The organism is Streptomyces tropicalis (assembly GCF_029269835.1).
Lineage (GTDB): Bacteria > Actinomycetota > Actinomycetes > Streptomycetales > Streptomycetaceae > Streptomyces > Streptomyces tropicalis.
This window is the reverse complement of the sequence record NZ_JARJBB010000005.1, coordinates 28,962-54,546: the sequence shown is the minus strand read 5'-3', so window position 1 is coordinate 54,546 and position 25,585 is coordinate 28,962. Positions and strand designations below refer to the sequence as shown.

At 73.5% G+C, this 25,585-nt stretch carries 21 protein-coding genes and 2 pseudogenes; 12 read left to right on the top strand and 11 right to left on the bottom strand.

The window, feature by feature from the left end:
* Positions 1-31 precede the first annotated feature (31 nt).
* From lnt to P3H78_RS11715, 4 genes are all read left to right on the top strand, one after another.
* Positions 32-1,639 carry an apolipoprotein N-acyltransferase gene (lnt, locus tag P3H78_RS11730; RefSeq protein ID WP_276108853.1) on the top strand — a complete coding sequence of 536 codons (1,608 nt, stop codon included), beginning with the start codon at positions 32-34 and terminating at the stop codon, positions 1,637-1,639.
* A gap of 129 nt (positions 1,640-1,768) precedes the next feature.
* Entirely contained in the window at positions 1,769-2,248 is a 480-nt protein-coding gene (locus P3H78_RS11725) for an NUDIX hydrolase (protein WP_276108852.1), read from the top strand.
* A 54-nt stretch (positions 2,249-2,302) separates the two neighbouring features.
* Positions 2,303-3,103: a 3-hydroxybutyrate dehydrogenase gene (locus P3H78_RS11720; protein WP_276108851.1), complete on the top strand. Its 801-nt coding sequence runs from the start codon at positions 2,303-2,305 to the stop codon at positions 3,101-3,103.
* Between the two features lie 76 nt (positions 3,104-3,179).
* Positions 3,180-5,144 carry a helix-turn-helix domain-containing protein gene (locus P3H78_RS11715; RefSeq protein WP_276108850.1) on the top strand — a complete coding sequence of 655 codons (1,965 nt, stop codon included), beginning with the start codon at positions 3,180-3,182 and terminating at the stop codon, positions 5,142-5,144.
* 42 nt (positions 5,145-5,186) lie between these two features.
* Here the strand turns inward: P3H78_RS11715 and P3H78_RS11710 are convergent, their stop codons facing one another.
* Positions 5,187-6,590, bottom strand: a complete 1,404-nt coding sequence (locus P3H78_RS11710) for an MFS transporter (protein ID WP_276108849.1) — start codon at positions 6,588-6,590, stop codon at positions 5,187-5,189.
* Positions 6,591-6,665: 75 nt separating this feature from the next.
* Between P3H78_RS11710 and P3H78_RS33515 the strand changes: the two genes are divergently transcribed.
* Complete coding sequence (locus P3H78_RS33515) at positions 6,666-7,421, top strand: SbtR family transcriptional regulator (protein ID WP_438827953.1); 756 nt, start codon at positions 6,666-6,668, stop codon at positions 7,419-7,421.
* Positions 7,422-7,435: 14 nt separating this feature from the next.
* On the opposite strand, the gene P3H78_RS11700 is transcribed toward P3H78_RS33515, so the two are convergent.
* The 3 genes from P3H78_RS11700 to P3H78_RS11690 are packed head-to-tail and all read right to left on the bottom strand — an operon-like array spanning position 7,436 to position 12,490.
* On the bottom strand, positions 7,436-10,189 hold the full coding sequence (locus P3H78_RS11700; RefSeq protein ID WP_276108848.1) for a bifunctional YncE/alkaline phosphatase family protein: 2,754 nt from the start codon (positions 10,187-10,189) through the stop codon (positions 7,436-7,438).
* 4 nt (positions 10,190-10,193) lie between these two features.
* Positions 10,194-11,552, bottom strand: a complete 1,359-nt coding sequence (locus P3H78_RS11695; RefSeq protein WP_276108847.1) for an ABC transporter permease — start codon at positions 11,550-11,552, stop codon at positions 10,194-10,196.
* Positions 11,549-12,490: an ABC transporter ATP-binding protein gene (locus tag P3H78_RS11690; RefSeq protein ID WP_276108846.1), complete on the bottom strand. Its 942-nt coding sequence runs from the start codon at positions 12,488-12,490 to the stop codon at positions 11,549-11,551. Before P3H78_RS11690 ends, P3H78_RS11695 begins: the two co-directional genes overlap by 4 nt.
* A 351-nt stretch (positions 12,491-12,841) precedes the next feature.
* Between P3H78_RS11690 and P3H78_RS11685 the strand changes: the two genes are divergently transcribed.
* Entirely contained in the window at positions 12,842-13,336 is a 495-nt protein-coding gene (locus P3H78_RS11685) for a nucleoside deaminase (RefSeq protein ID WP_276108845.1), read from the top strand.
* An 87-nt stretch (positions 13,337-13,423) separates the two neighbouring features.
* On the opposite strand, the gene P3H78_RS11680 is transcribed toward P3H78_RS11685, so the two are convergent.
* From P3H78_RS11680 to P3H78_RS11660, 5 genes and pseudogenes are all read right to left on the bottom strand, one after another.
* Positions 13,424-14,359, bottom strand: coding sequence for an NADP-dependent oxidoreductase (locus P3H78_RS11680; protein ID WP_276108844.1), 936 nt, complete (start codon positions 14,357-14,359; stop codon positions 13,424-13,426).
* A 48-nt stretch (positions 14,360-14,407) separates the two neighbouring features.
* Positions 14,408-16,489, bottom strand: a complete 2,082-nt coding sequence (locus tag P3H78_RS11675; RefSeq protein ID WP_276108843.1) for a SpoIIE family protein phosphatase — start codon at positions 16,487-16,489, stop codon at positions 14,408-14,410.
* 386 nt (positions 16,490-16,875) lie between these two features.
* A complete protein-coding gene (locus tag P3H78_RS11670) occupies positions 16,876-17,412 on the bottom strand; it encodes a hypothetical protein (protein WP_276108842.1) in 537 nt (178 codons plus the stop codon).
* A 590-nt stretch (positions 17,413-18,002) separates the two neighbouring features.
* Positions 18,003-18,557 carry an EamA family transporter gene (locus P3H78_RS11665; RefSeq protein WP_276108841.1) on the bottom strand — a complete coding sequence of 185 codons (555 nt, stop codon included), beginning with the start codon at positions 18,555-18,557 and terminating at the stop codon, positions 18,003-18,005.
* A 127-nt stretch (positions 18,558-18,684) separates the two neighbouring features.
* A pseudogene (locus P3H78_RS11660) lies at positions 18,685-18,876 on the bottom strand (EamA family transporter); the annotation flags it as partial.
* 257 nt (positions 18,877-19,133) lie between these two features.
* Here P3H78_RS11660 and P3H78_RS11655 point away from each other — a divergent pair.
* Together P3H78_RS11655 and P3H78_RS11650 are read left to right on the top strand one after the other, a co-directional pair.
* Positions 19,134-19,367: a hypothetical protein gene (locus P3H78_RS11655; RefSeq protein WP_276108840.1), complete on the top strand. Its 234-nt coding sequence runs from the start codon at positions 19,134-19,136 to the stop codon at positions 19,365-19,367.
* Between the two features lie 153 nt (positions 19,368-19,520).
* A pseudogene (locus P3H78_RS11650) lies at positions 19,521-20,343 on the top strand (class I SAM-dependent methyltransferase).
* Here the strand turns inward: P3H78_RS11650 and P3H78_RS11645 are convergent.
* The gene (locus tag P3H78_RS11645; protein ID WP_276108839.1) at positions 20,297-21,778 is read right to left on the bottom strand and encodes an NADH-quinone oxidoreductase subunit NuoF family protein; all 1,482 of its coding nucleotides are present in this window, start codon (positions 21,776-21,778) and stop codon (positions 20,297-20,299) included. The pseudogene P3H78_RS11650 and the gene P3H78_RS11645 sit on opposite strands and share 47 nt — an antisense overlap.
* Complete coding sequence (locus tag P3H78_RS11640; RefSeq protein WP_276108838.1) at positions 21,775-22,611, bottom strand: hypothetical protein; 837 nt, start codon at positions 22,609-22,611, stop codon at positions 21,775-21,777. Before P3H78_RS11640 ends, P3H78_RS11645 begins: the two co-directional genes overlap by 4 nt.
* 716 nt (positions 22,612-23,327) lie before the next feature.
* Here P3H78_RS11640 and P3H78_RS11635 point away from each other — a divergent pair.
* From P3H78_RS11635 to P3H78_RS11620, 4 genes are all read left to right on the top strand, one after another.
* Complete coding sequence (locus P3H78_RS11635; protein WP_276108837.1) at positions 23,328-23,537, top strand: TetR/AcrR family transcriptional regulator C-terminal domain-containing protein; 210 nt, start codon at positions 23,328-23,330, stop codon at positions 23,535-23,537.
* A 334-nt stretch (positions 23,538-23,871) separates the two neighbouring features.
* Positions 23,872-24,204 (top strand): DUF6400 family protein, encoded by a 333-nt coding sequence (locus P3H78_RS11630; protein ID WP_276108836.1) that lies wholly within the window; start codon positions 23,872-23,874, stop codon positions 24,202-24,204.
* Positions 24,191-24,448: a hypothetical protein gene (locus P3H78_RS11625; protein WP_276108835.1), complete on the top strand. Its 258-nt coding sequence runs from the start codon at positions 24,191-24,193 to the stop codon at positions 24,446-24,448. The genes P3H78_RS11630 and P3H78_RS11625 overlap by 14 nt, the downstream gene beginning before the upstream one ends.
* Positions 24,449-24,852: 404 nt before the next feature.
* Positions 24,853-25,470 carry a fasciclin domain-containing protein gene (locus P3H78_RS11620; protein ID WP_276108834.1) on the top strand — a complete coding sequence of 206 codons (618 nt, stop codon included), beginning with the start codon at positions 24,853-24,855 and terminating at the stop codon, positions 25,468-25,470.
* The last annotated feature ends 115 nt before the right edge of the window (positions 25,471-25,585 follow it).

Here is a 25,585-nt window from a genome sequence, read left to right as displayed (position 1 = left end):
GGTGCGGACGCGGTCGCCGTACACTCCCCGGGTGACCGTCACCGCAACTTCCGTCGAGCCGGACCGGCTGCGTCCGCAGTCCGCGCCCGCCCCCTGGGGCGCGAAGCTCGTACGGCTCGTGCCCGCCCTCGCCGCGACGCTCTCGGGTGTGCTCCTCTACGTCAGTTTCCCGCCGCGTCCCCTGTGGTGGCTGGCCCTGCCCGCCCTCGCCGTGTTCGGCGCGGTGCTGAGGGGCAGGAGCTGGAAGGCGGCGCTCGGCCTCGGCTACCTGTTCGGCCTGGGCTTCCTGCTGCCGCTGCTGGTGTGGACCGGCGTCGAGGTCGGCCCCGGCCCCTGGCTGGCGCTCGTCGCGGTGGAGGCGGTCTTCGTCGCCCTGGTCGGCGTGGGCATCGCGGCCGTGTCGCGGCTGCCCGCCTGGCCGCTGTGGGCGGCCGCGGTCTGGATCGCCGGTGAGGCCGTACGCGCGCGCGTGCCCTTCCGTGGCTTCCCCTGGGGAAAGATCGCCTTCGGCCAGGCGGACGGCGTGTTCCTGCCGCTGGCCGCCGTCGGCGGCACCCCGGTCCTCGGCTTCGCGGTGGTGCTGTGCGGCTTCGGCCTGGCCGAGGTGGTGCGGCTCGCGCTGGAGGGCCGCCGCACCCGCTCCGTGCGGCGGCCGGCCGCCGTCGCGGCGCTGCTGAGCGTGGCCGTTCCCGTCGCCGCGGCGGTGGCCGCGCGGCCCCTGGTCAGCGACCGGGCCGAGAACGGCACCACCACCGTGGCGGTCATCCAGGGCAACGTGCCCCGCTCCGGCCTGGAGTTCAACGCCCAGCGGCGTGCCGTCCTCGACCACCACGTGCGCGAGACGCTCCGGCTGGCCGCGGAGATCAAGGCGGGCCGGACCCCGCGGCCCGACGTCGTGCTCTGGCCGGAGAACTCCTCCGACATCGACCCCTTCGCCAACCCCGACGCCCGCACCGTCATCGACGAGGCCGCCAAGGCGGTCGGCGCGCCGATCTCCGTCGGCGGCGTCGTGGAGCGCGACGGCAAGCTGCTCAACGAGCAGATCCTGTGGGACCCGGTGAAGGGCCCCACCCAGACCTACGACAAGCGCCAGGTGCAGCCGTTCGGCGAGTACCTGCCGATGCGCTCGCTGCTCGCGGACATCAACAAGAACTGGACGACGATGGTCCGGCAGGACTTCAGCCGGGGCTCGAAGCCGGGCGTGTTCTCCGTGGCCGGCACCCGGATCGGCCTCGCCACCTGCTACGAGGCCGCCTTCGACTGGGCCGTGCGCGACACCGTCACCCACGGCGCGCAGATGATCTCCGTGCCGAGCAACAACGCGACCTTCGACCGCAGCGAGATGACCTACCAGCAGCTGGCCATGTCCCGGGTCCGTGCGGTCGAGCACAGCCGCACCGTCACCGTCCCGGTGACCAGCGGCGTCAGCGCCGTGATCATGCCCGACGGCACGGTCGCCCGGAAGACCGGCATGTTCGTGGCCGGCCACCTGGTCCAGAAGGTGCCCCTGCGCACCTCTCTCACGCCTGCCACCCGGATGGGCATCCTGCCGGAGATCGCGCTCGTCCTGGTCGCCGCCGGCGGCCTGGGCTGGGCGATCGGGGCGGGCGTGCGCAGGCGGCGCGCCGCGGACGCGTAGCCGATCCCTCCGGCGCGGGTCCCGTGCCGGACGTGCGAGGACCCCGCGCCGCACGCGGACGGGGCCCGTGACCCCCGTGCACCCGGCCGCGGCCGCCGGGGGCGGGGGACCGGCCGCTAGGGTCGGTGCATGGCCACTCCAGACTTCATCCGCACGATCAGGGCCTCCGCGGGCCGCCAGCTGCTGTGGCTCCCGGGGGTCACCGCCATCGTCTTCGACGACGCGGGCCGCGTGCTCCTCGGCCGCCGCGCCGACACCGGGAAGTGGTCGGTGATCGGCGGCATCCCCGAGCCGGGCGAACAGCCGGCCGCCTGCGCCGTGCGCGAGGTCCACGAGGAGACGGCGGTGCACTGCGTCGCGGAACGGGTGGTCCTGGTCCAGGCCCTCGAACCGGTGACGTACGGCAACGGCGACGTCTGCCAGTACATGGACATCACCTTCCGCTGCCGTGCCGTCGGCGGCGAGGCGCGGGTCAACGACGACGAGTCGCTCGACGTGGGCTGGTTCGCCGTGGACGCGCTGCCCGAGCTCAACGAATTCGGCCGCCTCCGGATCAAGCAGGCCCTCTCCGACGCACCCACATGGTTCGACCCTACGGATTTTGACTGAAGTATGGGTCGCGGCCACATGGGGTGGCCAGAGGGCCGTGCCTAGGGTCGTCCCATGACCTCGCCCAGCGCCCTCCCGGGTCCCCACGCCCCCACGCTCGACCTCGGCGGCCGCACCGCCCTCGTCACCGGCGCCGCCTCAGGCATCGGCCGCGCCTGCGCGCTGCGGCTGGCCGCCGCCGGGGCCAAGGTCAGAGCCGTCGACCGGGACGCCGCCGGCCTCCAGGACCTCGCCGAGCAGGCCGGAGGCCTGACGGGCAGCGTCGCGCCGGTCGTCCTCGACCTCACCGACCTCGACGCCGCCGAACAGGCCGCCGCGGGCACCGACGTGCTCGTGAACAACGCCGGGATCCAGCTCGTCCGGCCGATCGAGGAGTTCCCGCCCGAGGTCTTCCACACCGTGCTGACGGTGATGCTGGAGGCGCCGTTCCGGCTCGTCCGCGGTGCCCTGCCGCACATGTACGGCCAGGGGTGGGGCCGGATCGTCAACATCTCCTCCGTGCACGGTCTGCGCGCCTCGGCCTACAAGTCGGCCTACGTCGCGGCCAAGCACGGACTGGAGGGCCTGTCGAAGACGGCCGCCCTCGAAGGCGCCCCGCACGGCGTCACCTCGAACTGCGTGAACCCCGCGTACGTCCGCACCCCGCTGGTGGAGAAGCAGATCGCCGACCAGGCCGCGGCCCACGGCATTCCCGAGGGGCGGGTCCTCACCGAGGTCCTCCTGCAGGACAGCGCGCTCAAGCGGCTGATCGAGCCGGAGGACGTCGCCGAGGCCGTCGCCTACCTGTGCAGCCCGCAGGCGTCCTTCGTCACCGGCACCTCGCTGGTGATGGACGGCGGCTGGACCGCGCACTGACCAGCCCCGCGCCCCTCCGCCGCCGAGTTGTCCACAGGGCTCGGCGCCGGAGCGGGCGATGCGGAATCCTGTGAACATGTCCAGCGATCACGCGCAGCCCACCGGGCGTCCCGCGGCCGAGGCCGGGCCGCACGCCGGCGCCGCCGGCACGGCGGCCGGCGCCGAGGCGCCCTTCCTCGAGCTCCTGTCCCGCGGCGCCCCCGCCGAGGCCTACGAACGTCCGGTGCGGGACGCCCGTGCCGCAGGCCGCCCCGGGGCCTGGATCGCGGCGCTGGAGCACGCGAAGTTCCTCGCCCTGCGGGTCCGTGCCGATCTGGAGGGGCGGCGGCGGCGCGAGGCCGAGCTGTCGGCCCTGTTCGAGACCGCCCACGACCTGGCGGGCCTGCGCGACCTGGACGCGGTCCTCCAGGCCATCGTGCAGCGCGCCCGCTCCCTGCTCGGCACGGACGTCGCCTACCTCACCCTCCACGACCCGGCGCGCGAGGACACCTACATGCGGGTCACCGAGGGCTCGGTCGCCGCCCGCTTCCAGCAGCTGCGCCTCGGCATGGGGGAGGGCCTCGGCGGCCTGGTCGCCCAGACCGCCCGCCCCTACGTCACCGACGACTACTTCAAGGACGCCCGTTTCCAGCACACCGGCACCATCGACACCGGCGTCAGCGACGAGGGCCTGGTCGCCATCCTCGGCGTGCCGCTGATGCTGGGACAGCACGTCATCGGTGTCCTCTTCGCCGCGGACCGGCGGGCCCGGGTCTTCGAGCGGGAGCAGGTCGCCCTGCTCGGCTCCTTCGCCGCGCTCGCCGCGGCCGCCCTCGACAGCGCCAACCTGCTCACCGAGACCCGCTCGGCCCTCGCCGAACTCGAGCGGGCCAACGCGATCATCCGCGACGGCAGCGCGGTCATCGAGCGCGCCTCCGACGTACACGACCGGCTCGCCCAGCTCGTCCTGCGCGGCGGCGGCGTCCACGACGTCGCCGCCGCGGTCTCCGAAGTGCTGGACGGCACCGTCGAGTTCACCGAGGCGGCCGCCGCACCCGCCGAGGGGCTCCAGGCGTCCCGGGCCGAGGGCCACGCCGTGCGCCACGGTGACGGCTGGATCGCGGCGGTCGCCGCGGGCGACGAGCTGCTCGGGGCGCTGGTGCTTCGCGGCCACCCTGCCCTCGACCCGGTCGACCAGCGCACCCTGGAGCGTGCCGCCATGGTCACCTCGCTGCTGCTGCTCGCCCGCCGCTCGGCCGCCGAGGCGGAGCAGCGCGTCCGGGGCGAGCTGCTCGACGACCTCCTCGACGCCCGCGACCGCGACCCGCGCCTGCTGCACGAGCGGGCCTCCCGGCTGCGCGCCGATCTCGACGTCCCGCAGGTCGTCCTGGCCGCCCGGCTCGACGCCCCGGCTGCCGACGCGGATCACGAGGCCGACGCCCGCCGCCGCCTGTGGTCGGCCGCATCGCACCTGGCCGCCACCCGCCACGGACTGGCCGCCGCCCGTGACGGCGGCACGGTGCTGCTGCTGCCCCTGGGCGCCGGGGACTCGGCGACCGAGCTGGCCCGCCGCACCGCCCGCCACCTCGGCACCGCCGTGCACGAGGCGGTCACCGTCGGTGCCTCCGCCACCGTGGAGGAGCTCACCGCCCGCCCCGACGCCGTGGCCGCCGCCTACGGGGAGGCACGCCGCTGCCTGGAGGCGCTCCACCTGCTCGGCCGCACCGGGGACGGAGCCGCCGCCGACGACTTCGGCTTCCTCGGCCTGCTGCTCGCCGGTGACCGCGACGTCACCGGTTTCGTCGCCCGCACCATAGGCCGCGTCGTCGACTACGACGAGCGGCGCGGCACCGACCTGGTCCACACCCTGGACGCCTACTTCGCCAGCGGCATGAGCCCGGCCCGCACCAAGGACGAGCTGCACGTCCATGTGAACACGGTCGCCCAGCGCCTGGAGCGCGTCGGCCGGCTCCTCGGGGACGACTGGCAGACACCGGCCCGCGCCCTGGAGATACAGCTCGCGCTGCGCCTGCACCGCCTGTCGGTGCCCGCACGGCACTGACCCCCGCACGCACGAGGCGTACGGGGGCCGGGCTCGGGGGGATCAGACGGTGCGGGGGTCCGCGGCGGGCGCCGAGGCCGGGTCGGCCGTGGAGGTCGCCTCGACGTCGGCGAGGTCGCGGTGGCGGGTCTCCTTGGCCACGCCGACCGCGATCAGCGTCAGCACGGCCGCCGCGATCACGTACAGCGAGACGGGGGTGGAGCTGCCGTAGCCGGACAGCAGGGCGGTCGCGATCAGCGGTGCGGGCGCACCCGCGGCGACCGAGGCGAACTGCGCCCCGATGGAGGCCCCGGAGTACCGCATGCGGGTCGCGAACATCTCCGAGAAGAAGGCGGCCTGCGGCGCGTACATCGCGCCGTGCAGCACCAGGCCGACGGTCACGGCGAGGATCAGGTTGCCGAAGCTGCCGGTGTCGATCAGCGAGAAGAAGGGGAACATCCACAGTCCGACCCCGGCCGCGCCCAGCAGGTAGACGGGGCGCCGCCCGACGCGGTCCGACAGCGCGCCCCAGGCGGGGATCGCCGCGAAGTGCACGGCGGATCCGATCAGCACGGCGTTGAGCGCGGTCTCCTTGGAGACGCCGGCGGAGGTCGTCGCGTAGACGAGGATGAAGGCGGTGATGACGTAGTAGCTGATGTTCTCGGCCATACGGGCGCCGATGGCCACCAGCACATCGCGCCAGTGATGGCGCAGCACGGCGACCAGCGGCAGCTTCTCGGCCTCCTCGTCGGCGGCCTGCGCGGCCTTGCGTGCCTCCGCCTGCTTCAGCGCCTCCTTGAACACGGGCGATTCGTCGACGGAGAGGCGAATCCACAGGCCGACGAGCACCAGGACACCGGACAGCAGGAACGGAATCCGCCAGCCCCAGCTGCCGAACGCCTCGTCGGAGAGGACGGCGGTCAGCACCGACAGCACACCGGTGGCCAGCAGCTGTCCGGCCGGAGCGCCGGTCTGCGGCCACGAGGCCCAGAAACCGCGCCGCCGGGCGTCACCGTGCTCGGACACCAGCAGGACGGCCCCGCCCCACTCGCCACCGAGCGCGAAGCCCTGGACCAGGCGCAGCGTGGTCAGCAGTACCGGTGCCAGGGCGCCCACGGTCGAGTGGGTCGGCAGCAGCCCGATCGCGAAGGTCGCGCCACCCATCATCAGCAGGCTCAGCACGAGGAGCTTCTTGCGCCCCACCCGGTCCCCGAAGTGCCCGAACACCAGGGCGCCCAGCGGCCGGGCCGCGAATCCGACCGCGTACGTCAGGAACGACAGCAGCGTCCCCACCAGCGGATCCGAGTCCGGGAAGAACAGCTTGTTGAACACGAGTGCGGCGGCGGAGCCGTACAGGAAGAAGTCGTACCACTCGATCGTGGTGCCGATGAGGCTGGCGGCGACAATGCGGGGCAGGCCGGCCGGACGGGCCGGTGGCGTCGGGGGAGCAGATGCTGCGGAGGCCATGTGCGCCACTTCCTCGTGTGCGGTGGGGACGGTTTACGTGTCGGCACACCGTAGGAAGATGCAGGTCAGGGGCACATGTGGTGGGACACCATAGTTCGGGGGTCAGCTGTGCGTGCTGCCACCATGCCCGCTCACCGAAGAGTGACCGGTCCTATGAAAGCGGTCGAAACGAGCGAGCGCCGTCGAGGCGTCCCCCCTCCGGCGGCCGGTTGGATGTGGGGACGTCCCAGGTGGTGGCGTCGCCCGGGGTCAAGCGAGCGTGAGCACGATCTCGCCCTGGATGTGCCCTCGGCAGCGCGTTCGTGCGCTGCCCGCGCGTCGGTGAGCACGAACGTCCTGTCGATCGCGACACCATCCGTACCTGTGGTTGCGGGCCTGCGTCGCACGGACGACCGGGTACCGGGGCGTGATCGTGCCGATGCAGCCGCCGTCCAGGGCACCGAAGCCGCACTCCACGCTTCGTGCACCCCCCTGCGCGCCGCCGGTGCACGGCTCCTCGCCCGCGCCCCGAACGCGGGCGCGGCCCGCAGCGCCGTCAAGGGCGGCGACCCCTTTGCGCCGGTCGCCGTGCTCGCCCGGCTCGGCGATCAACCCGCCCTCGCGCCATGCGCCGATCACCTCTTCGAGGTTGCCGCGGGCGCGATGCCGACGAGCGCCGGGAGCAGCCGCAGGACGCGGCCGCAGAGGTACGTCCTGGTCGCAGCCTCAGCACGACCATCGCTGCCTCGGCCGGCACGGTCGGGTCACGGTGCTCGTTTCGTGGTGGCCGTGCGCGCGGCCGCGGTGCCGCGCGGTCCCCGGCCGGCGTCGCCGCCGGCCGGGGACCCATGAGCGATCATGCCGGGTCAGCCGTCGGACTCCGGCGACGGGATGTAGGCGCCCGGCACGTCGTTCGGTGCGTAGATCCGGCTCTCACCGGGGTACGGCTTGGTCCAGTTGTGCGTCTGGTACCACGTGAAGTGGTTCATCTGTGCGGGGTTGGCGTAGTCGGGCACGGCGTTCGGCCCGGTCAGCCGCTGGTGGGACTTCCAGGTGTTCCACTGCGCCGCGACCTTCTGCTCGGCCGCAGGCACCTTCGCGGACGTCGGCGCGGGCGCGGCCTTGGTGTCCTGTTGCGCCGGGCTGTCCGCGCCGCAGGGGGGCTGGGGGCTCACGCCGAGCGTCAGCGATGTCCGGTTGGGCACCGCCGTGAAGGGCGTGTCGTCCGCGTGCCGGGTGAACGCACCGGACATCGGGGTGGCCGCGCTGTCCTTCTGGTTCATCGGGTGGATCCCGAGGATCTGCTCGATGGTGCGGATCATCGTGATCTGCGAGTAGTAGTGGTGGTCCACGCCGCCGTGCCGGGCCCAGGGGCTGATGATCTGGACCGGGGCCCGGTGGCCGTCGACATGGTCGAGGCCGGCCTGGGAGTCGTCCTCGACGACGAAGATCGCCGAGTCCTTCCAGTACCTGCTGTGCGTGATCCTGTCGACCATCCTGCCGACCGCGAGGTCGTTGTCGGCGACCTCGGCCGCGGCGTTCGCCGGACCGCCGGTGTGGTCGTTGGAGAACCAGAACATGTTCAGGTTCGCCGGGCCGTTCTTCTCGAAGTCCTGCTTCCAGATCTGGTACTTGTAGACGTCCGGGACATTGAGGTCGAACTGCGGGAACCCGGGCACCGACACCTTGTTGAGCGACGGGATCGCGGAGCCCGTCTGGATGGGGTAGGCGGTCCTCTGCCCGGTCGCGTCCATGTTCTTGGCGTCGCAGTAAAGGTTCTGCCAGGTCGCGCCGGACGGCTTGCTCTCGCTCGACTGGAACTCGCCGAAGTCCTTCACGGACTTCCCGGCAGCCTGCGCGCCGGTCCAGATGAAGCCGGACTTCTGGTGCCCGAGCACGTCGTCCTCGGTGTCGTAGCTGCGCGCGTACTCCCCGGCCGTGGACTCGGTGTACTCCGGGTTGTCTGCCTGCATCAGCCAGTTGTGGCCCTCGGCGGAGTTCGTGCCGATGTCGTAGAAGTTGTCGTACAGCCCGAACTGCCGGGCCAGCGCGTGCTGGTTCGGCGTCACGTTCTCGCCGAACTGGGTCAGCGACGCGTCGCCGTCGCCCTGCGCCAGGTCGCCGAAGACCTGGTCGTAGGTCCGGTTCTCCTTGACGAGCAGGAAGACGTGCTTGATCGTCGAGGGGTCGCCGAGCCGCGCCGGAACCGGGACCGGCTCCGAGCGGCTCCTGCCGCGGGCGGACGCGACCGAGCCGGGGGTCCAGCCGTTCTGCCGGAAGACCTTGGCCGTCTCGGACCTGATGACCCGGTCGTCCGGCAGCGTGAACTGCGTCAGGCTGGATGTCGTGTCGTGGGTGCCGTGACCGGCGTCGTCGGGGCGGCGGGCGTCGATGCCACGGGTGTGGGAGACCACGACGTTCTTGCCCACGGCGGCGATCTCCGCGGGGAAGTAGTCGGTCGGGAGCAGGCCGACGTAGCCGGCCGGCTGCTGCGGGGACGTGTAACGGTAGACGGCGACCGCGTCGGCACGGCCGAGCGTCACCAGCAGACGGCCGTCGTCGGTGAGCGTCACCGCGTCGGGCTCGTAGCCGACCCGCGCCTCGGGCCACGGCTGGGTGGCGATGGTCTGTACGACCTTGTCGTCGGTGGCGTCGATGACCGACACGCTGTTGTCGGCGGTGTTGGTGACGAACACGGCTCCCCGCTTGGCGTACACCGCGGTCGGGTGCAGGCCGACGTCCACGCTCTTGACGGCGGCGGCCGGGTCGGCCGGGTCGATGACGCTGACCGTGCCGGAGGTGGAGGCACCCGTGTCCGGGGCGGACGGCACCCGGGTGCCGTAGGAGTTCATCGTGGTGTCGCCGTCCTTGGCAGGACGCCCGCCCTCGTTGCTGACGTAGAGCTTGCCGCCGGCCATGGCGATGCCCCGGGGAGCGTTGCCCACGGCCCAGCTCTGCTTGACGGTCCCGGTCGCCGCGTCGATGGCGACCACCCTGTTCTGGCCGTTGACCGCCGCGTACACGGTGGAGCCGTCGGCCGAGAACACCGCCGCGCCCACCAGCGCGTGCCGGGAGCCGTCGGCCGGGATCGGGACCGTCGTGGGACTGGACAGGGTGCCGTCCTGGTTCACGCTGAACCTGGTGTAGCCGTCGCTCTGGCCCAGCCACAGCTGCGAGCCGTCGGGCGAGTACGTCGGGCCCTCCTGTCCGACGGTGCCGCTCTTGATGCGCAGGTCGTCCTGGGCGTTGCTGCCGACGCGCTGCTTCACCTGCCCGGTCTTCAGGTCCATGACGACCAGGGACGCGTCGCCGTCGGCGATCGATGCCGCGAGGTGGGTGCCGTCCGGGCTCACCGCGGACGACATGATCTTGCCGTCGTCGATGACGCTGCGGTTGCCGTACGGGGCGATGTACTGGTCGGCCGAGACGACCTGGCCGTCGGCGGTGACCTGGCCGACCTGCTGGGTGCCGAACTGGTACGTCTGGGCGACGGCGGTGCCCGTGACGGCGAGGGCGACGGAGATGCCCGCCGTGACCAGCACGGTCCGGCGGCCGACGCGTCTGCCGAACAGGCTGATCCGCTCCGTCTCGTGGGGACGGCGCTGCCGTGTCACCTGCATGGAATTATCCCTCCGGGGTGGTGTCGAGCAGTTCGACGTCGCCGTCGAACTGCCACAGCGGGTTCGGTGCGTCCCCGGTCGGGGTCCGCACCAGGAAGTAGCCGTTCACTGCCTTCGGCCCGTCGCCGTCGGCCACGAACCGCCCGTCCGACGTGACGTCGAGCTGGTAGACGGCCGTCCCTGCGACCGCGGTGCCGGGCAGGTGCCAGGTGACGACGCAACGCCAGTCGTTGCCCGCTCCCCGAGGGGCGACCTGGCCGTCGCCCTTGGTGCACGCCGCCGCGACCCGCAGGCGCGCCTCCGTGACGGCGGGACGGTGGAGCTGACGGGTCTGCATGCGGTAGAGGTGCGCGAACGCCGTGGCGAGGGAACGCTGGATCTTGTCCTGCCCGATCCCGGAGCCCGTCGACGGGGTTGCCGCGGCGATCACCGCGACGGTGAGGGCGGCCACGGCGACCAGTGGCAGGAGGCCGGCGGTGACCGCGCGGCGCGCGGAGCCGTCATGGGCCGGGCTGGTGAAGTCGCGCCGGAGGAAGAGCAGACACGCCAGCGCCGTCGCGAGCAGGGCCCACACCAGGCTGACCGTGATGCCGATCAGGAGCGGGGCGAGCTGTGCCGGGCTGGTGAACAGACCGTTCCAGGAGACGAATGCGTAGCCGGGCAGGGCGAGGCGCACGGCGACGGGCAGCGGCAGCATCTGGGCGACCTGCATCGCGAGCGCGGCGAGCGGGGGCAGCAGCAGTCCCATGGGGGACCGCCCCAGCGTGACGGACCCGAGCAGTCCGATCGCGGCGAGGCTCAGGGTCGGGGCGAGGGCGCAGCCCCAGGCGAGCAGGACCCTGCCGGCGGCGTCCTCCGGCGTCAGCAGGTGGGCGTCGAGGCCGACCAGCGGCTGGTCGCCGACCGACACGAGTCCGCCGACCGTGCTGGAACAGGCCAGCCCGGCGACGAGTAGCACGACGACCGTCAGGCTCGCCAGTGCCTTCGCCGCGAAGATCCGCCGGGGGGAGCGGACCGACACGAGCAGGTGGCGCCAGGTACCGAGGCGGTCCTCGGAGGCGAACACGTCGCCCGCGACCACCGAGGTCAGCAGCGGCAGCGCCCAGGTGCCCGCGAAACCGAGCACGACCAGCGGTCCGGCCCACCCCGTGGCGTGCATCCAGCGGCCGAAGAGGGTGTCGGCGGGGAGCGTGCTCTGCCGGCTCACCCCGGCGACGAAGAGCGCCGGCGCGATCCAGCAGGCGAGGACGAGCAGGCGGATCCGCACCTGCGAGACCAGCTTGACGAGTTCGAAGCGGTAGGCGCGCGGAACCGACACGGGACGGGCGCCGACGACGCCGTCCGTGGCGACGGTCGCGGTCATCGGCCGGTCTCCTGACGTTCGGTGAGGGCGAGGAACGCGGCCTCCAGCGGCGACACCACGGGTGCCAGCTCGCGCACCGCGATGTCCGACTGCACGAGCCGCGCCACGAGTTCGTCGAGGGCGGGCACCAGCCCGCGCACGACGAGCGCCTCCACGTCGTGCGGGGCCCCGGTGCCGTCGACCACGCGGATCCCGGCCGTGCCGGCGGCCAGCCGGCGCGCGGCGTTCACGTCGGAGGTGCGCACCCGGTAGTCGAGTTCACCGTTCTCGGCGGCCAGCTTGCCGAGCGGGCCGGAGAACACCACCCGCCCGGTGGCGAGGATGGTGACGTCCGAGCACAGCGCCTCGAGGTCGTCCATGCGGTGGCTCGAGAGCACGACGCCGGTCCCGTCCGCCGCGAGCCGGGTGAGGACGCCGTGCACGTGCCTCTTCCCGGCCGGGTCGAGGCCGTTGGAGGGTTCGTCGAGCACGAGCAGCCGGGGCCTGGTGAGCAGGGCGGCGGCGAGCCCGAGCCGCTGACGCATGCCCAGGGAGAAGCCGCGGGCCCGGTCGTCGGCGACATCGGTGAGCCCGACCTGGTCGAGCACCTCGTCGATCCCCGCCGTCCGCGCGTCGCGGCCGCGGAGCGCCGCCAGCGCGGCCAGGTTCTGCCGGGCGGTGAGCGCGGGGTAGAGACCCGGCCCGTCCACGAAGCCGGCGACACCGTCGGGAGCGGCGAACGCCCGCCCGGCCGGCGAACCAAGGATCCGGAGCCCGCCGCCGTCGGCCACGGCCAGGCCCAGCAGCAGACCGAGCAACGTCGTCTTGCCCGCGCCGTTCGGTCCGGCCAAGCCGTGGATCCGCCCCGGTGCCACGTCCAGATCGACGTCGTCGAGTGCGACGACGTCGCCGAAGCACTTGGTGATCCCGCGCGCCCGGACCGCGAGGTGTGCGTCCATGCGTCCCTTCCTTCGAAAGCCGCAGCGACCCTAGGGACGGCACACGACCCGGACGTGGACGGCGGGTTGAACGCTCGTGGAACGGACCGTCAAGGCGTCGGCAAGGCGTGCGTACAAGCGGCCCACATCGCGCCGGATCCGGACAACACTCCTCCGCTCGGGGTGTGTACGGGCTCGGGGCCCGCGAGAAGGGCTCCCGCCTCCTCGGCGCGTACGGCCCATGGCCTGTCCACCGGCCGGGCGCCGGCGGGTGAGCGGTGCGGCCCCGCGGCGACGCCGCGCCGCGAGCTTCTGGCACAGGATGAGGTCATACGTATAACCTCTCGTCAGGACCACCCCGAGGAGCACGTCATGACGCAGTCACCGGACCCGTTGACCGATCAGGACCGGGCGCATCTGCTCGCGGCCATCGAGCTGGCGGCCCGGGGGCGGCAGCACGGGAACCATCCGTTCGGTGCGCTGCTGACCGACGCGCAAGGGAACGTGCTGCTCACCGCCGAGAACACGGTGCTGACGGAACGCGACCTCACGGGGCACGCGGAGACCAACCTGGTCCGGTCGGCGTCGCGCCTGCTGGAGCCCGGGCAGCTCAGGCACGCCACCGTCTACACCAGTACGGAACCGTGTGCGATGTGTGCCGGTGCCCTTCACTGGAGCGGCGTGCGCCGGGTCGTGTACGCACTCGCGGCCGGCGAGCTGAACGTCCTGGCCGGGGCGGATCCCGAAGAACCCGTGCTCGATCTGCCGTGCCGCCGGGTCTTCGAGGCGGGCGGCGGCCTGGTGGAGGTGGCCGGTCCGTACCTGTACGAGGAGGCGGTGGCGGTGCACGCCGGGTTCTGGGGGTAGCGGCCGGTCATGCCTGCCCCGCCGGGCCCCGGCCGGGCGACCGCGGCCCAGGGCGGTCGTACGGTCCCGGCGCGGCCGGACGGACGGTCAGGTGGAGACGCGGAGCACGGTCTTGCCGCGTGCGCCGCCGTGCTGGACGCCGGTCAGCGCGTCGGCGGTGGCGCCGAGCGGGAACACCTTCTGCACCAGCGGCCGCAGCCGGCCGTCGCGCACCAGATCGGCGAGCCGGGCCAGTTGTGCGCCGTCCGGGCGCATGAAGAAGCTCCGCGCGTCGACCTTCCACTCGGCCTTGCGGGTCTCGGCGTCGGCGACGGGGACGACGGAGACCAGGGTGCCGCCGGGCTTGAGCACCCGGAACGAGCGCTCCTGGGTCGCTCCGCCGACGGTGTCCACGACGACATCGAGGTCCGAGACCAACTCGTCGAACCGCTCCGTGCGGTAGTCCACGACGCGGTCCGCCCCGAGGTCCCGCACCAGGTCGACACTGTCGGTGCTCGCGGTGGCGATCACCTCCGCTCCCAGGGCCTTGGCGATCTGGACCGCCACCGAGCCGACCCCGCCGGCCCCGCCGTGGATCAGCACGCGGCTCCCCTCGCCGACCGTCGCCTGCTCGGTGAGCGCCTGCCAGGCGGTCAGGCCGGCCAGCGGCAGGGACGCGGCCTCCTCGAAGGAGAGCGAGGCGGGTTTGGCCGCGACCAGGTCCTGGTGGACGGTGGCGAACTCGGCGAAGGCGCCGCCCACCCGCGGGTCCACCCGTGTGAAGACCTCGTCGCCGACGGCGAACCGGGTGACCTCGGGGCCGGTCGCGGAGACCACGCCGGCCGCCTCGCTGCCGAGGACCAGAGGGCCGGTGAGCTCCCCCGCAGCGAGGAAGCCCTTGACGATCAGATGGTCGATCGGGTTGACGCCCGCGGCCCGTACCTCGATCAGTACGTCCTCGGGTCCGAGTGCGGGGGTGGGGACGTCGGCGACGCCGACCACCTCGTCGATGTCGCCGTACCGGGTGATGACTGCTGCCTTCATGGCGGGTTCCCTCCGGTGCGCGTCCGGTCCGGTCCCGGCCGGGGGCCTTCAGGGGGCCGCCAGCGGCTGGGCGCGGGCGATGAGGAGTGCGACGTCGTCGTGGCCGGACGGGTGCCGGAGCCGCTGCAGGAGCCGGTCGCACATCTCCTCGGCGGAGCGGGTGGGCGGCGACATCAGGCGCAGCAGGTCGCCGAGGCGCTCGTCGATGGGGTCGTCGCGGGTCTCGACCAGCCCGTCGGTGTAGAGGACCAGCTGATCGCCGGGCCGCAGCTCGACGGTGACGGTCTCGAAGGGGACGCCGCCGACGCCGAGCGGGGTGCCCGTCGGCAGGCCGAGGAGCTCGGGGGGCCGGCCGGCCTGGACCAGGACCGGGGGCAGGTGGCCCGCGGAGGCCACCTGCAGCCGGCCACTGTGCGGGTCGTACACCGCGTACACACAGGTGGCGATGTAGGGATCCAGACTCTGCGTGATCTTGTCGAGGTGCGTGAGGACCTGGGCGGGGGGGAGATCCAGGTCGGCGAGGGTGGAGGTGGCGGTGCGCAGGCGGCCCATGGTGGCGGCGGCCGTGATGCCGCTGCCCATGACGTCGCCGACCGCGAGCACGGTCCGGTCGCCGTCGAGCGGGATGACGTCGTACCAGTCTCCGCCCACCTCGTTGAAGGCCTGGGCGGGCCGGTAGCGGGCGGCGACCTCCAGACCCGGGTGCCGGGGCGAGGGATGCGGCAGCAGGCTGCGCTGGAGCGTCTCGGCGGCGCTGCGGACGTGCTGGTGCAGGACGGCGTTGTCGATGCTCAGCGCGGCGCACGAGGCCAGCTCGATCGCCAGGGCGACATCGTCCTCGTCGAACGGCAGGGGTTTGCGGGCGCGGGCCAGCCCCATGACGCCGATGATCTCCCCGCGGGCGATGAGGGGCACGGCCATGTCGGAGTGGATGCCGGCCCGGGCCAGGAGGCGGGCCGCCTCGGGACCGGCGGAGATCCGGGCGAGGTCGCCTTCGGCCACATGGCTGATCAGTACGGGGCGCAGGGTGCGGATGCAGCGGGCCGCGGGGTGGTCGGGGTGGTAGCTCGTGAGCTGGCCGGGCGGTACGAGCGCTTCGGTGGCGGGGGAGGGGTAGGCGCTCTTCACCGCCAGTGCCCGGAAGACCGGCGGTCCCTCGCCGAGCTCCGTGCGTCCCGTCTGGAGGACCGAGTCCAGGATGTCGACGGCGACCATGTCGGCCAGGTCGGGCACGACCACGTCGGCCAGCTCCTGCGCCGTCCGCTCCACCTCCAGGGTGGTGCCGATACGGGCGGAGCCGTCGGCCACGAGGCGCAGGCGCTGCTGGGCCCGGTCCGCCTTCTGGGCCGCCCGGTACCGGTCGGTCACGTCCACCACCACGTTGGCGAGTCCCAGCGCACGCCCGTGGTGGTCCTCCAGCCGGTAGAACGACACGGCCCAGGCGCGGTCGTTGTCCGGATCGACGCGGGTGCGGCCCACCGTGTGCTGGTCCACGACCGGGACACCGGTCTCCAGGACCCGGCGCATCGCCTTCTCCGCGGCCGGGAAGCCCGGTCCGGCCAGGACGTCGCAGAGGTTGCGGCCGAGGTGGTCGGCCTCGGGGACGCCGTGCATCGCGGCGAGGGCCGGGTTGACGACCACGTACCTCAGGCTGGTGTCCAGGATGGCCAGCCCGATGGGAGCCTGGGTGACCAGGCGGGTGGACAGCGCCAGGTTGCGCTCCACCTGCCGCAGCGTCGACCTGTCGGTGGCCAGTCCCAGCGCGTAGTAGTCACCGAGGTTGTCCTGGAGCCGCATGTTGCGGAACTCGACCAGTCGGGTGCTGCCGTCCCGGTGCCGGACGGGGAACGCACCCGCCCAGTCCCGGCCGGTCTCCATCACCTCGGCGAAGAGCCTGATGGCCGCGTCGCGGTGCTCCGGCTGTATGAGGAGCTGCGCCGCGAACTGCCCGGCAGCCTCGTCGACGGAGTAGCCGAAGAGCTCCTCGGCCTGAGGGCTCCACATGTCGATCTTGCCGTCGGCCTCCAGCAGCACGGCGGCGACGTTCAGCAGATCCATCAGGCCGCTCGGGGCGGACGCGCCGTCCTCGGGGCGGTCGATCTCCGCCGGGAGCCTCTCCGCTCGGCTCATCACCTCGCTCCTTCCACCTGCCGACCTCCCGGTCAGCAGCCCCGGGCAGGAGTGATTCGCCCAGGCAACCGGTGTCGTCGGTGAGCCGGGACGCGTCCCCGGTCCGCCCTGGGGGAACCCATCGCGCTCCAGGGCACCGGCCGTCGGCAACCGGTACCAATCCATAGTGCACTCACCCCGCACGGGCGCTCATCCGCGGGCGGCCCCTGATACGGCCGAGGGTGCTACGGAGAGTGACGACGCCTCCCGGTGAGCCGCAGTCGGGCCGGCCACCGTCCCGGCCGCTTCGGGGTCGCCGTGTCCCGGCCGGTGAACAGGGGGCAACCCCGGCCCTCCACGAGTGGGCCGGGGTTGGGTGTTGCTGGGTGAGGGGACGGTTTACTGGTTTAGTACTCGCCCCGCTCGCCGCCTCGGTCACCGCGACGGTCCTCGACGACGCGGAAGCTGCCCACGACGCCGTCCTCGACCTTCACGCCCCTGGTGCAGCCGGTGTGGACGCCGTCGCTCGAGCTGTGCGGGCCGACGGTGGCGATCGGGGCACCGTTGTCGCAGGTGGCCCCGCGGAAGACCTCGACGGTCCGGCGCGAGTCGTTGCGGACGTTGAGGCTCCGCGAGCCGAGGCCGCTGACGACGGTGACGCAGCCGCCCGGGTGCGCCGAGTAGGAGCGCTCGTTGATGTGGATCCAGCCCTCGTCGAATCCCCGGCGCCCGTGGTCGTTGTTGTTGTTGCCTTCGTTGCCCTTGCTCTGGTTGTTGTTGTTGTTGTTGTCGCCACCCATGGGCGCCTGGGCGGTGGCCGACTGCGCGACGGCGGGGGCCGCGGGCAGTGCGGGGGCCGCCACGGCGTAGGTGAGGCCGGTCGCCGTCAGGGCAGCAGCGGCGGCGACGGCAGCGGTGAACGCGTGCGAACGGGTCATGGCCATGTCGTTCATTTCTCCTTCGGGAGCAATCTGCTCTGCGTGCAATCGGCCTTGGTGACCGGTGCTGAGATTGAACGTACTGATTGTCCTATTTGATGTCATATCCACGGGCTCGTGAACGGTGTCGCCGATGGGCCGATCGGGTGACTTGGGGCAGGTTGCGGAGAAATCAACTAAGCCTATTTTCTTACTCATTGACATGCCATTAGCCTCCCGGAGTGATATCTGACGCCCGGTCACTCATGTGGCAGCAGATCGGGTGGTGGTGGCGGCCGGACGGCCGTCCGGTGGCCCTCCGGCGCGGGCCCGCGAGGGGCCGCCAAGGGGCGCTGTGCGCGGGCTGATCCTGCGACAGGTGCGATGGTGTGGACGTGGACTCACGGCCCGTCAGGGAAGTCGGCCGCGCCACCTCCTGCACGGGAGCGGCGCGGCGATCGCGGGGCGGGGGAGAGGGGAGAGGGGACCAGCAGGAAACCCGTCGTCAGAAAGGTTCCGCCCAACCGGAGGGCGGTGCGTACGGTGGACGTCCCGCCGCCCACGGCCGGGGCTCGCGGCCGATCGGCGGGAGCCGGGGTGCAGGGCGCACACTGCGCTCACCGCTCGCGAGCGGTGAGCTCCCTCGGGGCCGTCGCGTGCGCAGGGTCCTGCGAGTCCGGGGGGCCCGCCGTGGCGGAGGGGGCCGGCGGGCGTTGCCGCCACCGTGCCGCCGCCACGCCGGCGAGGAAGACGGCCGCCCCCACGGTCACGCGTGCGCCGACCGGCTCGTCCAGGACCGTCGAGCCCCGTGACACCGGGACGACGGGCAGGAGGTACCCGACGGTGGCCGTGCCGGTGGCTCCCTCGTCCGCGATGAGGCGGCAGCCGAGGGAGAAGGTGAGACCGGTGCTGAAGACTCCGAGGACGGTGACGGCGAGTACCGCCCGCACTGGCGAGGCCCGCGGGCGCCGCGCCCCGGCGGCGGGGAGCGGCACCGTGAGCGCCGTGGCGGCGAGGAACTGGGCCGCCGAGAGGGCCGGCGGGTCGGAACCGCGGCCGGTCGGCCGCCTGCCCGTGGAGGCGAAGCCGACGGCGTAGCGCGCCGCCGCGCCGAGCATCGCGAGCGTGCCCCCGCGCGGAAGGCCGTTCGCCTGCCACGGAGCGAAGACCACGACCGTGCCGGCGAACCCGACCAGCAGGCCGCCCGGGGGATCCGGCCGATGCCCGGCAGTCCCTGCCGAGGGCGGCGCCGATCAGCGCGGACCACAGAGGAGCCGTCGCGCGCAGCACGCCCGCCAGGCCGGAGCCGACGGCCCGCTCACCGATGCCGAAGAGAAGGAACGGCAGGGGGTCGCAGAAGAGCGCGGCCGCGAAGAGGCGCCCCCACGTGTCATGGGATCGCGGCGGGCGCTGCCGGGAACCGCAGGCCGGCAGGAGGAGGGCGACCGAGCCGAGGGCGGATCGCACGAAGGCGATGTGGCAGGGCGTCATCCCGCGTCGAGCGCCACCGTGATCCACAGGAAGCCCGAACCCCACAACACCGCGAGCGCGGTCGTACTCAGTGGAGGGCCGCCTCGGCCGGGGACGCTGCCGGAAGGCGGCAGGACCCGGGCGGGACTTGATGCCGGAAGCATCCGTTCACGCCGGGCGGTCCGGTGAGTACCGTGGGGCGACCGCCTTGCTTCGAGCGGCGCGTGCACCGCTGCGGGCGGCTCTGATCCGACGTCATGGCGGGGGACGGTGGGCGGGTGGGTTACATGATCGCGGCCCTGGGGGGCTTGGCGTCCGTTCTGGCCGCCGCCGTGACCGTGCTGGTGCGGCGGGAACGACGGAGAATGCCGTTCGATCCCGAAGCGGGGCGGATCGAAGCGGCGACCAGGCGCAGGCTTCGCGATGCACGCCGTCAGGCGCACGCCTATCACCATTTCGCCGACGTCGACGGCGTCGGCTCCTTGCGGAACCGGGACGCGCGGCCACAGTGATCAGCGGCCTCCGCGTGTTTCCGGCGAGGTCCGCCCTGCGCACGACGGCCACGGTCGGCGGCGTCCGGGGGCACCCCGGCAGACGCCCGACCCCGGTGGGCAGGCAGGTCCTGGGGACTGTCCGGCGGATCACGCGGCTACCGGGCTGCGACGATGGATCGCGTGACCGACGTGCCCGAGAGCCTCGCCCGGTCTGCGGATCGGCACCGAGTGAACGACCACGGCAGTTCGCCGAGGCGTACGCGGCGGAGAACGAGAACAGCCTCGTGAACGCGTACTACGAGCGGCCCGCGAGGGTGGCCCTCGCCGGGGACGTGGCCGGCCGTCGGATCCTGGACGCCGGTTGCGGCTCGGGCCCCCTGTCCGCTGCACCGCGCGACCGCGGTGCGGTCGTCCCCGGCATCGACACCGGCGCCGGGATGCCGGCGCCGGCCGAACGGCGGCTCGGCGACGACGTGGCCCTGCACAGGGGCGACCTGAGCGACCGACTGCCGTTCGAGGACGGTGCGTTCGACGACGTGGTCGCGTCGCTGGTGCTGCACTGCCTGGAGGACGGGGGCCGACGCCGGCCGAGCTGCGGCGCGTGCTCAGGCCCGGTGGCCGACTGATCGCGTCGGTGGACCACCCTTTCGTGGCCTGCACGTTCCAGGATCCGCGGCCCGACCGCTGAGCGACCACCAGTTACACCTTCGACTGGACGTTCAACGGGCGGTCCGTCCCGATGAGGTTCTGGCGCAGGCCGTTGCAGGCGATGACCGATGCCTTCACCACCGCCGGTTTCCGCGTGGCCGTCATCAGTGGACCGCAGCCCGACCCGGCCGCCCGTGAGCTGTTCCCCGACGGCGTCCACGACTTTTCGACCAGGCCCGCCTTCCTGTTCTTCGTCGTCGAGGTACCGCCGTCGGCCACCGGCCCGGAGGACCGGAGGGTCACGCGTGACGTCGGAGGCGTACCGCCAGGGCCGGGCACTGGCTGACCGCGCGGCGGGCGTCGTGTTCCTGCCACGGGGCGACCGGGACGGTGGTGGAGGTGGGGTGGCCGTGCGGGCCGAGGCGGATGAGGTCGGGGGCCAGCACGGCGCACAGACCGTGGCCGGTGCACCGGGACCAGTTCACCTCCAGCCGGGCGCCCCTCGTATGAGGCAGGGGCAGCACGCCGCGCAGGGGGAGACCGCAGCCGGAGCCGGACAGGTGGGCGTCGAGGTCCCTGGAGAAGACGTCCAGTGCGGTGAGCAGGAAGCGGGCCGTGCCGTCCGGGTGCGAGCAGGCGCCGCCTGCCTGGGCCGCTCCGAGGGCGCGCCGGGCGTCCTCGAGCACCGCGGGCTCGGCTGCACCCGCGGCCAGCATGGAGATGGCCTCGGCGGCGGCGGGCAGGCCGCCCTTGCACGGTCCGCACTGGCCCGCGGACTCGGCCGCCAGCCACGCTGCGACCCGGGCGGTCTCGCCGAGTGGGCAGGTGTCGGTGGGGAGCGCGACGATCGCGCCCGCGCCGAGGGCCCCGCCGAGGTCGGAGAGGCCGGCGCGGGAGAGCGGTGCCTCGACGGCGTCCGACGGGTGGAGCCAGGCGCCGTGGTAGCCGCCCACCAGCACGCCGGCGCCCGGGTGGAGGCCGCAGGCGTCCAGTACCGCACCCAGCCGGGTACCGGCCGGAACCTCGACGACCAGCGGATCGGCGCCCGGCCGGTTGACGGTGAGCAGGATGGTGCCGGGCTCGGCGGCGGTGCCGGCGGCGGCGTAGGCATCGGGTCCGAGCCGGGCCGCGAGGGCGAGCTGGGCCCAGGTCTCGGCGTTGGAGAGCAGGGTCGGACGGCGACGCACCCCGGCCGCTCCGCCGTCCGCCGCACGGGTCTTCAGCGGCGCCGGTACGACCGGCAGGCCGTTGACGCCACGGATCAGGGCCCCGGACTCGCCGGAGACGAAGCGTTCGGGCAGGCATACGGTCCGCGCCCGGCATGGAAGCTCACGTTCCGCGAGGGCGGCCGGGACCGATATCTCGCCGGGGCTGCCCGCGGCGACGCCGATCACGATCTCCTCGGCGCCGAACGCGGCCGCGGCCAGGCAGGCGCCGTCCAGGACGAGGTGCGGCACGCGGGCCAGCAGCATCTTGTCCTTGGCACTGGACGGTTCGCCCTCCGCGCCGTTCACGACGACGACCGGGGGCGCACCGGCGCGCTCGGCGGCGGCGAGCGCGGCCCGGGCCTTGCGGGCGAACGGGAAGCCGGCGCCGCCACGGCCGGACAGGCCGACGGCCTCGGCCAGGGCGAGCAGGTCGTCCCTGTCGCGGGGGAGGAGCGGCGGGTGGACCCGGCCGTGGGCGGCGAGGTCCAGGCGCTGGTGGCGGTCCAGGCCGGCGGTCAGCCGGGGCTCGTCCAGCCACCCCACCTCGGGCAGATTCAGCGGGATGTCGTTCACCGGCTGCTCCCCGGCCGGGCCGGGCGGAGCGGCAGGGGTCCCGGTCCCGCTGCGTGCCTCGGCTGTCCGGTCACGCCGGCAGCCTGCGCGGACCGGTGGGCCGCGGCGGCCTGTCCCGCGGTCCGGGGGATCGTGCGGGCGCCGGTGCCGGGCTGGGCGGGCCGCGTGGACAGGGCGGCCAGGCGCGCGGGGCGCACGGCGGCGGGCCGGTACGCCTTGACACCGCGCCGGCGCCGGCTGCGGCCCCGGTGACGGCCCAGGTGGGACAGGGCACGGACCAACAGGGCGAGCGCCACCAGGGCCGCGCACAGGCCGTAGCCCCAGAGCACCCACGGGTGTGCCGCGCGGCCCGCCGTCAGTCCGTGCACGAGGGAGATCGGCCAGCACGCGTAGGCCGTCGAGTGCAGCACCCGCCACAGCCAGGGGCGGCGGGTGCCGGCGAACCGGCCGCGGAGCATGCCGGTGGCCGTGATCAGGACGAGCAGGTCGGCGGCGACGGTGCCCAGGCTCACCGCGACGGCGACATTGCGGGTGAAGGGCACCACCGAGGTCTGCGGAGCGGCGTGCCGCTCGACGACCTTGACCGCGATGTGGACGGCAAGGAAGCCGAGCGCCGCGACGGCGGTGGCCCGGTGCACCGCCTGCACGGCCACCCGCAGCCGGGGGGTCAGCAGCAGCCGGTCGGTGGCGGCGAGCCCGCACGTCACCACGGCAGTCAGCGAGAGCAGGGTGAAGACGCCGGCGAAGTGGTCCAGGAAGACCATCGTCCGGCCCGCTGCTCCGGCCGGCACGGCGCCGACCACGGGAGGGACGAGCAGGGCGACGCTGGACATGGGGCACCTTCTCTCGTGGGCTCGGGTCACGCCCCCGGGCCAGGGCGGAGGCCGGATCGGCCTTCCGCATGCCCGCGTCGGTGAGGGGCACCGCCGAAGGGTGTGGCGCCGACGCCACTGCACGACAGGGCCCATCGTTAGCCCGTGACCCGGCCCGGTGCCAACCATTCCGATACGACTCAGGGTCGTAGTGGGAGGCGGTGCGGGCGCGGGATTCCCGCGTGTCGGTAAGGCCCCTACGTCTACGACTCTGCTTAGTAGGTGTCGTCGGTGGCGTGAGCGGACTCACCCGCGCGGGAGCCGTCGGCCGGGTCGGGAGCCCGCGACGGGCGCGTACGGCCGACGAGCGCGGGAGGGTGCGGTGCTCTTGGAGAGCGGCGCCAGAGGCGCGGCGGCCGGGCAGCCCCTCGGGCCGCCCGGCCGCCGCGGGGCACTCTCGGCTCAGTGCCCCGCGCCCTCCCCGGGGCGGGCGCGGCGGGGGAGCAGGAAGGTCAGGACGAGCATGCCGTCGACGACCCACAGCACCGGCTGCCGTACGTCGAGGCGTTGCTCGCGATCCTGCGGACCTCCGGACTGCCCGACCGGATCGTGGCGGGGGCCGTCGACCTGCTCTCCACCTACATCGACGGGTTCGTCCTGGAGGAGGGCTGTGGCAGGACCGGGCCGCCCGGCGCGACGCCGACCGCTCCTCCCCGGCCCGGCCCGACCGGGACGGGATGGCCGACGAGACGAGGAGCTGGTTCGCGTCGCTGCCCGCGGCGGACTTCCCCCATCTGCGGGCCCTGTCGGGGGTGGTGGCGTCGGGCTCCTCCGACGAGAGGTTCGACATCGGCCTGGAGATCATCCTGCGCGGGCCGGCGAGCTACGCCCGCGAACCGTCCGGCGGCGCGGATCCGGACGCCGGCCGGGCATCGGGAGCCCCCTGATCCGCTGCCGCCGGGGGCGGGAGTCGCCCGTGGCGGCCCGCCCGCGACCCGCGCGGGCACACGCCCGGCCCGCGGGGCGCGAGCCGCACTCCGCCGCGGAACCCGGCCCCGGTCGCGTCGGACTCCCGTCGAGGCGCGGGACGCCCCGAGCGGGGCCGGCTTCGAGCGGGTCCGGCGTCGGGCGGGATCGACTCCGGTGCATCACCGTCCGCGCACTCGCTGTGAGCATCCGGCACTGACGGCCGCCGCATCGGCCCCGATGCCCGTCCGGCCTGCTGTGACTTCCCCCACCACCCCTTGCCCGGGGCCGGCCGGCCTGCCTACGTTCGGTCGCATGTCCCCCCATGAACCCATCATTCCTGACGAACCGGACAAGCCTGATGAGTCCGCCGCGCCGGCCGGCTCTCCGGCCGGCGGGGCCCCGGGGGAGGGACCCGACGGCCTCGTCGAGTTCTCCGTCGACCTGAGCGGGCACGAGATGCTGCGGCGCACGCACGTCATGGCCGCGCTCGGCGACACCTGGGACCCCGTGGCGGCGCTGCGCGGCGAGGAGGAGGCGTACGACCTGCTGTACTCCGGCCTCGGTCCGGAGCAGCAGCGCGTGTACGACGAACTGGTCGCGGCCGGGGTGCTCCCGAGGCGGGGAGGTGACGATGCTGCCGCTTGATCCACACGCCGACAAGGGCCGCCGCGCCTGGATCGCCTGCCCGAACTGCAACGACCACCGCGGATGCGGCGCGTGCGAGCAGAACCGGACCTGCACCGAGCACTGGCGCTACCTGCTCTCCAACACCGGCAGCCTGCTGCACCTGCAGTGCCCCTCCTGCACGCACATCTGGGACCACGAGACCCACTTCGGCGCCACCCGCGCCGGCGAGCAGCGGACCTCCCGGAACCCCTGGCGCCGATGACTGTGCGTCCCCCGGCGCAGACGCGCCGTGCGAGGGCCGCCGTGCCGGTAAGAGCGCGGTGAGACATGGGGCGTGCGGGTGGCCCCTGAGCTGCGGTTCCGCGGGATGTCCGGCCCCGGGTCCGGGGGCGCCGCCCGGGCTGAGATGCGGGGCACCCGGGAATCGGTGAGCCTGGTGTGGGCGGACACGTCCCCGGGACGCGTCCGGATCCTCAGCACTCCGACGGTGACTGCTTCCCCGACAGGCGCCCCCGCCGGGACGGACGGGGCCCTATCCGCCAACCGGCGCGAGCCACCGCCGTGTTCGGCGCCTCCGCACGGTGCGGCGCGGTCACCTCCACATCGCCGGCGTCCCCGACATGCCCTGTGCTGCCGCGGGCGCCCCCTGCCCGGATGGAGAGCACCATGAAGTCCACCCGCACCCGCACGACGGTGGCCGTCGCCGCCGCGATCCCGCTGGCCTGCGCCGGACTGGCCCCCCATGCGTTCGCCGACAGCGCGCGGACCGACTCTCCGAGCCCCGGCTCCCCGAGCCCCAGTTCCTCCGTCACCCCCTTCGGGCCGGGCTGCTCGTCCCTGCCGAACAAGGGCGACGGAAGCGCCGTGGCCATGGCGCGGGAGAAGGTGGCGAACGCCGTCGCCGCCAACCCGAAGCTCTCCCAGCTCGCCGCCGCGCTCAAGAAGGCCGGGCTGGACAAGACGCTCAACGACGCCAAGAAGATCAGCGTCTTCGCGCCCACCGACGAGGCGTTCAAGAAGCTCTCCAAGTCCCAGCTCCAGTCGCTCATGAACAACCCGGGCGAGCTGAAGAAGATCCTCACCTACCACGTGGTCGACCAGGAGATCACCCGCAGCGAGCTGCCCAGCGGCAGCTTCAAGACCCGCGAGGGCTCCATGCTGACCACCTCGGGCTCCGGGGACATGTTCAAGGTCGATAAGACCGCGAACATCACCTGCGGCGATCTCAAGGCGGCCAACGCCACCGTCTTCCTCGTCGACCAGGTCCTGACACCGCCGAAGTAGCCCCGCGGTCCCACGGCCCGGCCCGGCACCCGGCGGACCCGACGGCGTCCGCCGGGTGCCGGACCGCGCGAAAATCTTCGCAACGCATCTGGTCCAACCAGTTGACCAGTCCGGC

Excerpts from the sequence above, each read along its gene's own strand:
- P3H78_RS11725 (WP_276108852.1), top strand. The coding sequence starts at position 1,769 with ATGGCCACTCCAGACTTCATCCGCACGATCAGGGCCTCCGCGGGCCGC.
- P3H78_RS11720 (WP_276108851.1), top strand. The coding sequence starts at position 2,303 with ATGACCTCGCCCAGCGCCCTCCCGGGTCCCCACGCCCCCACGCTCGAC.
- P3H78_RS11715 (WP_276108850.1), top strand. The coding sequence starts at position 3,180 with ATGTCCAGCGATCACGCGCAGCCCACCGGGCGTCCCGCGGCCGAGGCC.
- P3H78_RS11710 (WP_276108849.1), bottom strand. The coding sequence starts at position 6,590 with ATGGCCTCCGCAGCATCTGCTCCCCCGACGCCACCGGCCCGTCCGGCC.
- P3H78_RS33515 (WP_438827953.1), top strand. The coding sequence starts at position 6,666 with ATGTGGTGGGACACCATAGTTCGGGGGTCAGCTGTGCGTGCTGCCACC.
- P3H78_RS11700 (WP_276108848.1), bottom strand. The coding sequence starts at position 10,189 with ATGCAGGTGACACGGCAGCGCCGTCCCCACGAGACGGAGCGGATCAGC.
- P3H78_RS11695 (WP_276108847.1), bottom strand. The coding sequence starts at position 11,552 with ATGACCGCGACCGTCGCCACGGACGGCGTCGTCGGCGCCCGTCCCGTG.
- P3H78_RS11690 (WP_276108846.1), bottom strand. The coding sequence starts at position 12,490 with ATGGACGCACACCTCGCGGTCCGGGCGCGCGGGATCACCAAGTGCTTC.
- P3H78_RS11685 (WP_276108845.1), top strand. The coding sequence starts at position 12,842 with ATGACGCAGTCACCGGACCCGTTGACCGATCAGGACCGGGCGCATCTG.
- P3H78_RS11680 (WP_276108844.1), bottom strand. The coding sequence starts at position 14,359 with ATGAAGGCAGCAGTCATCACCCGGTACGGCGACATCGACGAGGTGGTC.
- P3H78_RS11675 (WP_276108843.1), bottom strand. The coding sequence starts at position 16,489 with ATGAGCCGAGCGGAGAGGCTCCCGGCGGAGATCGACCGCCCCGAGGAC.
- P3H78_RS11670 (WP_276108842.1), bottom strand. The coding sequence starts at position 17,412 with ATGGCCATGACCCGTTCGCACGCGTTCACCGCTGCCGTCGCCGCCGCT.
- P3H78_RS11640 (WP_276108838.1), bottom strand. The coding sequence starts at position 22,611 with ATGTCCAGCGTCGCCCTGCTCGTCCCTCCCGTGGTCGGCGCCGTGCCG.
- P3H78_RS11635 (WP_276108837.1), top strand. The coding sequence starts at position 23,328 with ATGGCCGACGAGACGAGGAGCTGGTTCGCGTCGCTGCCCGCGGCGGAC.
- P3H78_RS11630 (WP_276108836.1), top strand. The coding sequence starts at position 23,872 with ATGTCCCCCCATGAACCCATCATTCCTGACGAACCGGACAAGCCTGAT.
- P3H78_RS11625 (WP_276108835.1), top strand. The coding sequence starts at position 24,191 with ATGCTGCCGCTTGATCCACACGCCGACAAGGGCCGCCGCGCCTGGATC.
- P3H78_RS11620 (WP_276108834.1), top strand. The coding sequence starts at position 24,853 with ATGAAGTCCACCCGCACCCGCACGACGGTGGCCGTCGCCGCCGCGATC.